Origin of the sequence: Methylibium sp. Root1272, assembly GCF_001425905.1 — a bacterium.
Taxonomy (GTDB): domain Bacteria; phylum Pseudomonadota; class Gammaproteobacteria; order Burkholderiales; family Burkholderiaceae_C; genus Methylibium.
On sequence record NZ_LMDY01000013.1, the window covers coordinates 158,060 to 170,071 of the forward strand.

Below are 12,012 nucleotides of genomic sequence, written 5' to 3' on the forward strand. Positions count from 1 at the left end.
CGGCCGGCCCGGCGGCAGCCGATAGACCGCGCACTGCGCTGCGGCTTTTGCTTTTCCGTGCCCGGGCCCCTACGTCGTTCAACGTATTCACCGGCCGGAGGGCATTTTCAAGAATGGGCTCGTTGTTGTTGTTCTTTCCTGTTTCTCACTGCGCGGCACTCGGGGGCTTTCCATGATCCATGGCGACATTTCCAGCAGCAAGGACACCGTGGGCGTGGCCGTCATCAACTACAAGATGCCGCGCCTGCACACGAAGGCCGAGGTGCTGGCCAACGCGAAGCAGATCGCCGACATGGTGGTGGGCATGAAGGCCGGGCTGCCGGGGCTGGACCTGGTGATCTTCCCGGAGTACAGCACCCACGGGATCATGTACGACAGCGCCGAGATGTACGCCAACGCAGCCACGGTGCCGGGCGCCGAGACGGAGATCTTCGCCGCCGCCTGCCGCAAGGCCAAGGTGTGGGGCGTGTTCTCGCTCACCGGCGAGCAGCACGAGGAGCACCCGAACAAGGCGCCGTACAACACGCTGATCCTGATGAACGACCAGGGCGAAATCGTCCAGAAGTACCGCAAGATCATGCCGTGGGTGCCCATCGAGGGCTGGTACCCGGGCAACTGCACCTACGTGAGCGAAGGCCCGAAGGGCCTGAAGGTCAGCCTCATCATCTGCGACGACGGCAACTACCCGGAGATCTGGCGCGACTGCGCGATGAAGGGCGCGGAGCTGATCGTGCGCTGCCAAGGCTACATGTACCCGGCCAAGGAGCAGCAGGTGCTGATCAGCAAGGCGATGGCCTTCGCCAACAACACCTACGTGGCGGTGGCCAACGCGGCCGGCTTCGACGGCGTGTACTCGTACTTCGGGCACAGCGCGATCATCGGCTTCGACGGCCGCACGCTGGGCGAGTGCGGCGAGGAGGAAATGGGCATCCAGTACGCGGCGCTCAGCAAGAGCCTGATCCGCGACTTCCGCCGCAACGGCCAGAGCGAGAACCATCTGTTCAAGCTGCTGCACCGGGGCTACACCGGCATGATCAATTCGCGCGAGGGCGACAAGGGCGTGGCCGCCTGCCCCTACGACTTCTATGCGCAGTGGATCGCCGACCCGGAGGCGATGCGCGAGAAGGTGGAGTCCTTCACCCGCAGCACGGTGGGCACCGACGAGGCCCCCATCGAGGGCCTGCCCCACCAGAGCAGCGTGGGCCACCGCTGAGGCGGGCGCGATCGACATGCTCGCGCCCACGCCCCGGGCGGCGCCCGCCGCGGCCGCCCTCATGCTGATGGACGCCTACCGCGTGGCGGCCGAGCCCTACTACCGCAGCGTCGGCGACGAGCTGGCGCTGTTCGAGGCGGCCTGCGCGCAGCGCCTGCCGGTCATGCTGAAGGGCCCCACCGGCTGCGGCAAGACGCGGCTGGTGGAGCGCATGGCCTGGGCGCTGCAGCGCCCGCTCATCACCGTGGCCTGCAACGACGACACCAGCGTGGGCGACCTGGTGGGCCGCCACCTGCTCGACGCCGACGGCACGCACTGGCAGGACGGCCCGCTGACGCTGGCGGTGCGGCACGGCGCCATCTGCTACCTCGACGAGGTGGTGGAGGCGCGGGCCGACACGCTGGCGGTGATCCACCCGCTCACCGACACGCGGCGCCTGCTGCCCATCGACCGCCGCAACGAGCTGCTGAAGGCGCACCCCGACTTCCAGCTGGTGGTGTCCTACAACCCCGGCACGCCGGGCGCGCCGCGCGAGCTGAAGGCTGCCACCCGGCAGCGCTTCTGCGCGCTGGACTGCAGCTACCCCGGCACCGAGGTGGAGGTGGAGATCGTGGCGCGCGAGTCCGGCATCCCCACCGACCTGGCCGCCAGCCTGGTGGCGCTGGGCGTGCGCACGCGCCGCCTGCAGGGCGAGGGCCTGGACGAAGGCGCGTCGACGCGCATGCTGGTGCGCGCCGCGCAGCTGATCGCCGGCGGCACCGCGCCGGCCGCGGCCTGCCGCATGGCGCTGGTGGCGCCGCTGTCCGACGACCCCGACCTCGGCGCCGCGCTGCGGGCGGCGGTGGACGCCAGCTTCTGATCGCCGCCCCGCGCATGGCCGCCCCGTTGCCGGCCCGCGCGGCCGCTGCCTCCTCCCCTGCTGCGGGCGCACCGCCGTGGCTGGCGCTGGCCGACATGCGCGCCGAGCTCGGCCCCTACCTGCGCACGCTGTGGCGCGCCGCGCCGGCACTGGCCGAGGCCGACGCGCCGCGGCCCTGGCTGTCGGCTCGCGGCGTGCACCTGCCGCCCACGGTGGCGCTGGCCGCGCACGATGCCGACGACGGCGCGGCGCGGCACTGGTACCGCGCCGCGGCCACCCACGCCGCCGCGCACCGCGCCTACGGCAGCCAGCCGCTGGCGCGCGGCCACAGCGGGCCGGTGGTGCGCGCGCTGGTCGGGCTGCTGGAGGACGCGCGGGTGGAGCACCTGGCCTGCCGCGAGCTGCCCGGACTGCGCCGGCTGTGGCTGCGCTTTCACACCGCCAGCCCGGCGCTGGGCGACGGCTTCGAGGCGCTGATGCAGCGGCTGGCGCGCAGCCTGCTCGACGCCGGCTACGGCGACCCGCACCCCTGGGTGGCGAAGGGCCGGCGGCTGTTCTTCCTGGACGACCACGGCCAGGTGCTCGCGGTACCGCACACCGCCGCGCTGCGCACGCTGGCCGCGCGGCTGGGCCACGACATCGGCCAGATGCGCGCCGGCTTCAACGACCGCGAGTACCTGGTGCAGCCGAGCTACCGCGACGACAACGCCTGGCTGTGGCTGCCCGAGCAGGCCGCGCCGGCGGCCGAGACCCCGGTGCCGCAGCCGCAGGCGGCCGGCGCGAGCGATGAACGACAACCGCCGCAGCCCGCGCAGGCACCACCCGAGGCCGCGCGCTACCGCTACCCCGAATGGGACCGGCTGATCGCGCGCCAGCGGCCCGCCTGGTGCACGGTGCTGGAGACGCGGCCGCTCGCCCTGCCGCGATCGGGGCGTGAGGCGGTGGCCGCCCGCACCGCGCGGCGCAGGCCGCCGCGCGTGCCGGTGACGCCGGCGTTCGCGCGCGGCGCACAGCACGACGGCGACGAGTTCGACCTCGACGCGCTGGGGCAGGCCGCCACCGCCGGCCGCGCCGGCCTGGCCCCCGACGCGCGCGTGCACCGCCGCCGCGCGCGGCAGGCCGAGCCGCGCGCCAGCCTGTGGCTGATCGATGCGTCGGCCTCCAGTGCGGGGCCGGTGCGCGGACACGACGGTGCGACCAGCCTGCTGCAGGCGGCGCGCCAGGCGGCCTGGCTGGCGGCCCGCAGCGCCCAGGGGCCGCGCCACGCCTGCGCGATCCACGGCTTCTGCTCCGAGGGCCGCGAGGCGGTGCACTACCGGCGGCTGAAGGACTTCGGCGACGCGCTGGACGCCGAAGCGGCGGCGCGCCTGGACGGGCTGGCCGCCGGCCTGTCGACCCGGCTGGGCGCGGCGCTGCGCCATGCCACCGCGCTGCTGGGCCGGCAACGCGCCACGCGGCGCACGCTGGTGCTGGTGAGCGACGGCGAGCCGCACGACATCGACACGCACGACACCCGCTACCTGGTGGAGGACGCGCGCCGCGCGGTGCAGGCTGCGGCGCGGCGTGGCATCACGGTGCGCTGCGTGGGGCTGGACCCGGCGGCGGCTCCGGCGCTGCGGCGCATCTTCGGCGCCGGCGGCTACTGCGTGCCGGCAAGGGCCGACGCGCTGCCGGCGCTGCTGGCGCGCGCGGCGCTGGCGAGCCCCGGGCGCTGAACGCCCCGCGCGGGCGGCGGGGCTTGGTTTGGCCGGCTGCCAGGGGCGGCGTGCTGCGGCATCATCGTGGGCCCCGCCCTCCCCGACCCCGACACAGGACCCTTCCCATGAGCTTCAACACCGAACCCCAGCCCGGCGTCTGCGAACAGGCCCCGGCCGCGACGAAGGGCTTCACGCTGAACCACAGCATGCTGCGCGTGAAGGACCCGAAGGTTGCGCTGGACTTCTACACACGCGTACTCGGCATGCGCCTGCTGCGCAAGCTGGACTTTCCGGAGATGAGCTTCTCGCTCTACTTCCTGGCGCAGGCCGAGGAGGCCGCCACGGCGCCGCAGGACGTGGGCGAGCGCACCGCCTGGACCTTCGCGCAGCGCGGCATCCTGGAGCTGACGCACAACTGGGGCACCGAGAACGACGCCGAGTTCAATTACCACGACGGCAACGCCAAGCCGCAGGGCTTCGGCCACATCTGCATCTCGGTGCCCGACCTCGACGCCGCGGTGCGCTGGTTCGACGAGAACGGCGTGACCTACGTGAAGCGGCCCGAGCAGGGCAAGATGAAGGACGTGGCCTTCATCAAGGACGCCGACGGCTACTGGATCGAGATCGTCGAGCCGGCGCGGCTGGCGAAGCTGGGACGCCCGGCTTGAGCGACGCCGCGGCGCCCGAGCGCTGGTCTGCCGACGCCGGCGAGCGCGACGTGGCCCGGCTGGAGATCCCGCCGCACGCGAGCCGCGAGCGGGGCTTCGAGATCTACTGCAGCCTGGCCGTGAAGGCGCAGGGCAGCGGCGAGGCCTGGCACGAGCTGCGGGTGCTGGTGGACGGCGCGCTGGCGTGGTCGCGCCGCGTGAGCACGCAGCCGGGCGGCCGCGATTCGCTCGACGTGCGGCTGCGCCGCCAGGTGCCGGCCGGCCAGCCGCTGCGGCTGACCGCGGTGGCGCAGACGCAGCGCGCCGCGCGGCTGGGGCTGGTGATCACCGCCGACGAGGAATGACGGCGCATCAACGGACAACGAACGGGGTGACGACGATGGGCAGCAGTTGGTTCGAAGGTTTCGAGAGCCGCACGTTCGACATCGACGGCGTGCCGCTGTTCGCCCGCTACGGCGGCCAGGCCGACGGGCCGCCGCTGCTGCTGCTGCACGGCTACCCGCAGACGCACGCGATCTGGCATCGCGCAGCGCAGCGGCTCGGTGAGCGCTACCGGCTGGTGATGCCCGACCTGCGCGGCTACGGCCGCTCGGCCAAGCCGCCGGGCACGCACGACCACGCCAACTACAGCAAGCGCGCGATGGCGGCCGACGTGCTGGGCGTGATGCGCGCACTGGGCCACGAGCGCTTCTTCGTGGCCGGCCACGACCGCGGCGGGCGCGTGGCGCACCGGCTGGCGCTGGACCATCCGAAGGCGGTGCGCAAGCTGTGCGTGCTGGACATCGTGCCGACGCTGACGATGTACGAGCGCACCGACATGGCTTTCGCGCAGGCCTACTACCACTGGTTCTACCTGATCCAGCCGGCGCCGCTGCCCGAGAAGCAGATCGGCGCCGACCCGGGCTGGTACCTGCGCCACACGCTGGGCGGCTGGGGCAGCAAGGGTATCGGCTACATCGAACCGGAGGCGCTGGCCGACTACGACCGCGGCTACTGCACCCCCGAGGGCGTGCACGGCGCGTGCGAGGACTACCGCGCGGCCGCCGGCATCGACCTCGAGCACGACCGCGCCAGCCGCAAGGCCGGCCAGCGCGTGGCCTGCGACCTGCACGTGCTGTGGGGGGCACGCGGCGTGGTGGCCAAACAGTTCCAGCCGATCGCCGACTGGCAGGCCGCGTGCAGCGGCGCGGTGAGCGGCTACGCGGTGCCGGCCGGGCACTTCATTCCCGAGGAGCTGCCAGCGCTGACGGCGACGGAGTTGCAGAACTTCTTCGGGGGCGACTGAGAAAGCTCGGATGGCCGCTGACACCCGGCCCGGCTAGCATCCGCCGGTCGCCGCGATCCGAGGAACCGTCATGCCCGCCTGGCTGTTGCGCCTGAACGAACACTTCCCGATCCGCTACTTCGTCTGGCTGGCCTGCGCGGTGGGGGCGCTGCTGAGCGCGTTGGTGTGGGTGGCGACCGGCAGCGGCGGCCTGCTGGTGCTGGTGTTCGTGGCGCTGGTGGGCACCGGCGTGCACGACGTACGGCAGTCGCGCCACTCGGTGCTGCGCAACTACCCGGTGATCGGCCACCTGCGCTTCTTCTTCGAGTTCATCCGCCCGGAGATGCGGCAGTACTTCATCGAGGGCGACAACGAGGCCGCGCCGTTCTCGCGCCAGCAGCGCTCGCTGGTCTACCAGCGCGCCAAGGGCGAGCCCGACAAGCGACCGTTCGGCACGCAGCACGATGTGGGCGCCGAGGGCTACGAATGGATCAACCATTCGATCGCACCCACCACGCTGTCCAGCCACGACTTCCGCATCACGGTGGGCGGTGAGCGCGCACAGCCGTACAGCGCGTCGATCTTCAACATCTCGGCGATGAGCTTCGGTGCGCTGAGCGCGAACGCCATCCTCGCGCTGAATGCCGGCGCCAAGCGCGGCGGCTTCGCGCACGACACCGGCGAAGGCTCGATCAGCCGCTACCACCGTGAGCACGGCGGCGACCTGATCTGGGAGATCGGCTCGGGCTACTTCGGCTGCCGCCACGACGACGGCTCGTTCAGCGAGGAGCGCTTCGCCGAGACCGCGCGCGATCCGCAGGTGAAGATGATCGAGCTCAAGCTGAGCCAGGGCGCCAAGCCCGGCCACGGCGGCGTGCTGCCGGGCCCGAAGGTGACGCCGGAGATCGCCGCGGCACGCGGCGTGGCGGTGGGCGTGGACTGCGTGTCGCCGTCGCGGCACGCCGCCTTCGACTCGCCGGTGGGCATGCTGCAGTTCATCGACAAGCTGCGCACGCTGTCGGGCGGCAAGCCGGTGGGCTTCAAGCTGTGCATCGGCCACCCGTGGGAGTGGTTCGCGATCGCCAAGGCGATGCGCGAGACCAAGCTGCTGCCGGACTTCATCGTCGTCGACGGCGCCGAGGGCGGCACCGGCGCGGCGCCGCTGGAGTTCACCGACCATGTGGGCGCGCCGCTGCAGGAAGGGCTGCTGCTGGTGCACAACACGCTGACCGGCATCGGCCTGCGCGATCGCATCCAGCTCGGCTGCGCCGGCAAGGTGGTGAGCGCCTTCGACATCGCGCGGCTGATGGCGCTGGGCGCCGACTGGTGCAACGCGGGGCGCGGCTTCATGTTCGCGCTGGGCTGCATCCAGGCCCAGGCCTGCCACACCGGCCACTGCCCGACCGGCGTGACCACGCAGGATCCGATGCGCCAGAAGGCGCTGGTGGTGCCGACCAAGGCCGACCGCGTGTTCATGTTCCACCAGGAGACGCTGCGCGCGCTGAAGGAACTGGTGCAGGCCGCCGGGCTGCAGCACCCGCGCGAGATCACTGCCGCGCACATCGTGCGGCGCGTGGCCGACCACGAGGTGAAGCTGCTGGCGACGCTGCTGCCGTTCGTGAAGCCGGGCGCGCTGCTGGCCGCCGAGCGCGGCGAGATCGACTGGCCGCACCAGGTGTTCCGGCTCTACTGGCCGCGCGCGAGTGCGCATTCCTTCTTGCACCAACCTGATCCGCTGGCGACAGCGGCGGCCTGAGCGACTAAGCTGACGGCAGGCGGCCCCCGAACGCCCCAGAGTAACGGTCCCCAGGAGACGACAAGCGTGCTGAAGGTTTATCTCGTCGAAGACGATCCGCTGGTGGCCCAGCATGTGCTGGACACGCTGAACGACGCGCCGGGCATCCGCTGCGTCGGCCACGCCAACCGGCTGGGCATCGCGCGCATCGACCTGCCGCAGTGCCGCCCCGACGTGCTGCTGTCCGACCTGGGCCTGCCCGACGGCGACGGCACCGAGCTGATCGGCGAGCTGAGCCACGCGCCCGCGATCGACGGCGTATGGCATCCGCACATCCTGGTGTTCTCGGTGTTCGGCGACGAGGCGCGCGTGATCCAGGCCATCGAGGCCGGCGCCGACGGCTACTTCCTGAAGGGCTGCACCTCGGAAGAGCTGGTGCGGGCCGTCGAGCAGGCCGCGCGCGGCGAGTCGCCCATCTCGCCGGCGATCGCACGCCACCTGCTCAAGCGCTTCCGCGAGGACGGCTTCAGCGACACGAGCTTTCGCGACTCGGGCTTCTCGGAGTTCGGCAACAGCGGCGGCGGGTCCGACACCGGCATGATGGATCTCGACGAGCCCTCGCGCCGTGACCACGAGGTCAGCGCGCGCGAGCACGAGGTGCTGCGGCTGGTGGCCCAGGGCTATGTCAGCGAGGAGATCGCCGAACGCCTGCTGACCACGCCGAGCGCCGTGGCCACCGCGGTGCGCAACGTCTACCGCAAGCTGCAGTTGGGGCAGCGCGCCCGCGCCACCGTGCAGGCGCAGTCCCGTCCCGGCTGGGCGTGAAGCCGGCCCGGCCCGCGCCAGGGCGTGCCGCCCGCTGCGCACCGCGCTGGCGGGAGCTGCTGGCGCTGGCTGCGAGCGGGCTGCTGGGCAGCGGCTGCAGCGCCGCGCCGCTGATCGCCGTGGACGCGAGCGGCCTGCGCAGCCCGTGGATCGCCGGCGCGGCCGGCGCGCTGGGCGTGCTGGCGCTGCTGCTGGCCGGCCGCGCGCGGCGCTCGGGCTATGGCTGGTTCGGTGCCGCGAGCCTGCTGTGGGCGCTGCGCGAGGCCACGCTGCCCGGCGGCCCGGGCGCCGACGCGATGCCTTCGACCGCGGTGCTGCACCAGGCCGGCTTCGCATGGATCGCGGTGCTGGGCGCGCTGTATGCGATGAACGTGGTGGGACGCGACACGCCGCGCACCCGCCTCGTGCTGGGCGGCTGGGCCGCGGTGGCGTTGGCGCTGGCGGCCGGCGCGGTGCTGCTGCCGGCGCCGATGCTCGGCACGCTGCTGCGGGCCGGCACGCTGGCGATGGCGATGGGCGTGCTGTGGGTGCTGGCGACCGCGGCGCGGCAGCAGCGCAGCACCCCCGCACTGCTGCTGACCGTGACCGCCGTGATCGGCCTGGCGATCGGCCTGCGCGACCTGTGGGTGTTCGGCCAGCCGGAGGTCGGCGACGCGGTGGTGGCCTGGAGCCGCTACACGGTGCTGCTGCTGATCGCGGTGGCGGCCTGGCTGCTGGTGGACGAGTTCACGCGCTCCAGCGCCGAGCTGCGCGCGCTGAACCGCGACCTGCTGGACCGCGTGGCGCAGAAGGAGCGCGACCTGCAGATGGCGTTCGAGGGCACGCGGCTGCGCGATCAGCAGCAGGCGGTGCTGGCCGAGCGCGACCGCATCCTGCGCGAGATGCACGACGGCCTGGGCGGCCGGCTGGTGGCGGCGATGGCGCTGACCTCGCAGGTGGAGCGCCAGTCGCTGCCACCGCCGGGCGGCGAGCCGCGCAGCGTCGACGAGCCGCTGCGCGACCTGAAGCTCACGCTCGACGACTGCCTGGTCGAGCTGCGGCTCGCGCTCGACTCGCTGGAGACCGACCAGCGCCCGCTGATCGAGGCGCTGGCCGAGCTGCGCTTCCGCGTCGAGCCCTCGCTGCGCGCGGCCGGCGTGCGGCTGGTCTGGCAGCTGGACGACGCGGCGAGCGAGGTGGAGCTGCCGGCCGCCGAGACGCTGCACGTGCTGCGCATCGTGCGCGAGGCGCTGACCAACGTGATCAAGCACGCCCACGCCACCGTGGTGTGGCTGCGCCTCGAGGCGCGCGGCACGCAGCGGCTGGCGCTGGCGGTGGTGGACAACGGCCTGCAGCAGCGCATGAGCGAGGCCCAGGTCGACATGCCGCTGTTCGTGCCGCCGTCCATCGTGCACGGCGGCCGCGGCCTGGCCAACATGCAGCGGCGCGCGACGGCGCTGTCGGCCCGGCTCGACAGCGGCCCGCACCCGGAGGGTTGGGCGGTGACGCTGGAGTTGCCGCTGCCGGGAGCGGCGGCGGGCTGAGCGGGGGCGAGGGCGCAAGCACCTCATCTCCGGCATTTCTCCCTCTCCCGCGGGCGGGAGAGGGCCGGGGTGAGGGCGCGGTTTCTCAGGCCACCGGCGGCGCCGTGTCGGCGAAGCTCTGCCGCTGGTTCAGCTTGTCGAGCAGCTTGGCCAGCGACGGGTGATCGTCGCGCCACGGGATCTGCGGGAAGCGGAACGACAGCCAGCCGAGCGCGCAGCCGACGGCGATGTCGGCCAGCGTGAAGTGGTTGCCGCCGCACCACGGGCGATCGCCCAGGCCCTGGCTCATCGCCTGCAGGCTGGCGTCGACCTTGGCCATCTGCCGGTCGATCCAGGCGTTGCTGCGTTCGGCCTCGCTGCGGCCGGCCCAGTGGCGCTCGAGGCGCGCCGAGATGGCTGCGTCGAGCAGGCCGTCGGCCAGCGCCTCCCAGGTGCGCACCTCGATGCGCTCGCGGCCCGACGGCGGGATGAGCTTGCCGACCGGCGACAGCATGTCGAGGTACTCGACGATGACGCGCGAGTCGAACACCGCCTCGCCGCCCTCCATCACGAGGCAGGGCACCTTGCCGAGCGGGTTGGATTCGGAGATCGTGGTCTCCGGTCCCCACACGTCGTCGAGCACGAACTTGTACTCGAGCTTTTTCTCGGCCATCACGACACGGACCTTGCGGACATAGGGGCTGGCGAGCGAACCGATGAGTTTCATGGGAGGTGGGGTGTGGGCTGCGAAACGATTCTAGCCAGCCGCCCCGGCCGGACCGCGGCCTTCCGAGAGGGTGTGGCGCGGACCCCCTCCTACAATTGCAAGCTCCCTGCCACGCCCCGTGGCGCGCCCGCACGACCGACCGCTCCCCATGGAACTGACCGCCCTCACCGCCCTCTCGCCGCTCGACGGCCGCTATGCCGCCAGGCTCGCCGCGCTGCGGCCGCTGCTCAGCGAGTTCGGGCTGATGCACCGTCGCGTGCAGGTGGAGGTGGAGTGGTTCATCGCGCTCAGCGACGCGGGCCTGCCTGAGCTGGCGCCGCTCGGCAGCGAAGCCCGCGCTCACCTGCGCGCGCTGGTCAGCGGCTTCGCGGAGGCCGACGCGCAGGCCATCAAGGACATCGAGAAGACCACCAACCACGACGTGAAGGCGGTCGAGTACTGGCTGAAGTCGAAGTTCGCCGGCCACGCGGAGCTGCAGGTGGCGGGCGAGTTCGTGCACTTCGCCTGCACCAGCGAGGACATCAACAACACCAGCCATGCGCTGATGCTGGGCGCGGCGCGCGAGGGCGTGGTGCTGCCGTCGCTCGACGGCCTGGTGGCCACCCTGACGCGCATGGCGAACCAGTTCGCCGACCTGCCGATGCTGAGCCGCACCCACGGCCAGACCGCCAGCCCCACCACCGTGGGCAAGGAGATCGCCAACGTGGTGGCGCGCCTGGCCACCGCGCGCCAGCGCATCGCCGCGGTGCCGCTGCTGGCCAAGATGAACGGCGCGGTGGGCAACTACAACGCCCACCTGTCGGCCTACCCCGACGTGGACTGGGAGGCCTTCAGCCGCCGCGTGGTGGAGCAGCAGCTCGGCCTGGCGTTCAACCCCTACACGATCCAGATCGAGCCGCACGACTACATGGCCGAGCTGTTCGACGCGGTGACGCGCACCAACACCATCCTGATCGACTGGTCGCGCGACGTCTGGGGCTACATCAGCCTGGGCTACTTCAAGCAGAAGCTCAAGGCCGGCGAGATCGGCTCGAGCACGATGCCGCACAAGGTCAACCCGATCGACTTCGAGAACGCCGAGGGCAACCTGGGCCTGGCCAACGCGCTGCTCGCGCACCTGAGCCAGAAGCTGCCGATCAGCCGCTGGCAGCGCGACCTGACCGACTCGACCGTGCTGCGCAACATGGGCGTGGCGCTGGGCTACGCGCTGCTGGGCTGGGACTCGCTGGCGCGCGGCCTGGGCAAGCTCGAGGTCAACGAGGCCGCGCTCGCGGCCGACCTCGACGCCGCCTGGGAGGTGCTGGCCGAGCCCATCCAGACGGTGATGCGCCGCCACGGCCTGCCCAATCCCTACGAACGGCTCAAGGAGCTGACGCGCGGCAAGGCGATCACGCGCGAGTCGATCACCGCCTTCATCGAGACGCTGGAGCTGCCCGAGGCCGAGAAGCAGCGCCTGCGCGCGCTGACGCCGGGCAACTACACCGGCAAGGCGGCCGAGCTGGCGCAGCGCATCGGCGGCTGA

The 12,012-nt window shown here is 72.4% G+C and carries 11 protein-coding genes; 10 read left to right on the forward strand and 1 reads right to left on the reverse strand.

Features of this window, described 5'->3' with window-relative positions; genetic code table 11:
* Positions 1 to 172: 172 nt before the first annotated feature.
* The 9 genes from ASC67_RS09780 (at position 173) to ASC67_RS09820 (ending at position 9,784) form a co-directional block, all read left to right on the forward strand.
* Complete coding sequence (locus ASC67_RS09780; RefSeq protein WP_056318819.1) at positions 173 to 1,213, forward strand: aliphatic amidase; 1,041 nt, start codon at positions 173 to 175, stop codon at positions 1,211 to 1,213.
* 16 nt (positions 1,214 to 1,229) lie between these two features.
* A complete protein-coding gene (locus ASC67_RS09785) occupies positions 1,230 to 2,072 on the forward strand; it encodes a CbbQ/NirQ/NorQ/GpvN family protein (RefSeq protein ID WP_200946884.1) in 843 nt (280 codons plus the stop codon).
* Between the two features lie 14 nt (positions 2,073 to 2,086).
* Complete coding sequence (locus ASC67_RS09790; RefSeq protein WP_056318821.1) at positions 2,087 to 3,787, forward strand: nitric oxide reductase activation protein NorD; 1,701 nt, start codon at positions 2,087 to 2,089, stop codon at positions 3,785 to 3,787.
* 107 nt (positions 3,788 to 3,894) lie between these two features.
* A complete protein-coding gene (gene gloA / locus ASC67_RS09795) occupies positions 3,895 to 4,437 on the forward strand; it encodes a lactoylglutathione lyase (RefSeq protein WP_056318825.1) in 543 nt (180 codons plus the stop codon).
* A complete protein-coding gene (locus tag ASC67_RS09800) occupies positions 4,434 to 4,781 on the forward strand; it encodes a hypothetical protein (protein ID WP_056318828.1) in 348 nt (115 codons plus the stop codon). Before gloA ends, ASC67_RS09800 begins: the two co-directional genes overlap by 4 nt.
* Positions 4,782 to 4,816: 35 nt before the next feature.
* Positions 4,817 to 5,722, forward strand: a complete 906-nt coding sequence (locus tag ASC67_RS09805) for an alpha/beta fold hydrolase (RefSeq protein WP_056318831.1) — start codon at positions 4,817 to 4,819, stop codon at positions 5,720 to 5,722.
* A gap of 70 nt (positions 5,723 to 5,792) precedes the next feature.
* Positions 5,793 to 7,457 (forward strand): FMN-binding glutamate synthase family protein, encoded by a 1,665-nt coding sequence (locus ASC67_RS09810; protein WP_056318834.1) that lies wholly within the window; start codon positions 5,793 to 5,795, stop codon positions 7,455 to 7,457.
* A gap of 66 nt (positions 7,458 to 7,523) precedes the next feature.
* Positions 7,524 to 8,261, forward strand: a complete 738-nt coding sequence (locus ASC67_RS09815) for a response regulator transcription factor (protein WP_056318837.1) — start codon at positions 7,524 to 7,526, stop codon at positions 8,259 to 8,261.
* Positions 8,258 to 9,784, forward strand: coding sequence for a sensor histidine kinase (locus ASC67_RS09820; RefSeq protein WP_056318840.1), 1,527 nt, complete (start codon positions 8,258 to 8,260; stop codon positions 9,782 to 9,784). Before ASC67_RS09815 ends, ASC67_RS09820 begins: the two co-directional genes overlap by 4 nt.
* Positions 9,785 to 9,869: 85 nt before the next feature.
* Here the strand turns inward: ASC67_RS09820 and ASC67_RS09825 are convergent, their stop codons facing one another.
* On the reverse strand, positions 9,870 to 10,490 hold the full coding sequence (locus tag ASC67_RS09825) for a glutathione S-transferase C-terminal domain-containing protein (RefSeq protein ID WP_056318842.1): 621 nt from the start codon (positions 10,488 to 10,490) through the stop codon (positions 9,870 to 9,872).
* A gap of 148 nt (positions 10,491 to 10,638) precedes the next feature.
* On the opposite strand from ASC67_RS09825, the gene purB reads away from it, so the two are divergent.
* Positions 10,639 to 12,012, forward strand: coding sequence for an adenylosuccinate lyase (gene purB, locus ASC67_RS09830; protein ID WP_056318845.1), 1,374 nt, complete (start codon positions 10,639 to 10,641; stop codon positions 12,010 to 12,012).

What these genes read in the sequence shown, in the direction of transcription:
- ASC67_RS09780 (WP_056318819.1), top strand. Translation starts at nt 173, where the DNA reads ATGATCCATGGCGACATTTCCAGCAGCAAGGACACCGTGGGCGTGGCC.
- ASC67_RS09785 (WP_200946884.1), top strand. Translation starts at nt 1,230, where the DNA reads ATGCTCGCGCCCACGCCCCGGGCGGCGCCCGCCGCGGCCGCCCTCATG.
- ASC67_RS09790 (WP_056318821.1), top strand. Translation starts at nt 2,087, where the DNA reads ATGGCCGCCCCGTTGCCGGCCCGCGCGGCCGCTGCCTCCTCCCCTGCT.
- gloA (WP_056318825.1), top strand. Translation starts at nt 3,895, where the DNA reads ATGAGCTTCAACACCGAACCCCAGCCCGGCGTCTGCGAACAGGCCCCG.
- ASC67_RS09805 (WP_056318831.1), top strand. Translation starts at nt 4,817, where the DNA reads ATGGGCAGCAGTTGGTTCGAAGGTTTCGAGAGCCGCACGTTCGACATC.
- ASC67_RS09810 (WP_056318834.1), top strand. Translation starts at nt 5,793, where the DNA reads ATGCCCGCCTGGCTGTTGCGCCTGAACGAACACTTCCCGATCCGCTAC.
- ASC67_RS09825 (WP_056318842.1), bottom strand. Translation starts at nt 10,490, where the DNA reads ATGAAACTCATCGGTTCGCTCGCCAGCCCCTATGTCCGCAAGGTCCGT.
- purB (WP_056318845.1), top strand. Translation starts at nt 10,639, where the DNA reads ATGGAACTGACCGCCCTCACCGCCCTCTCGCCGCTCGACGGCCGCTAT.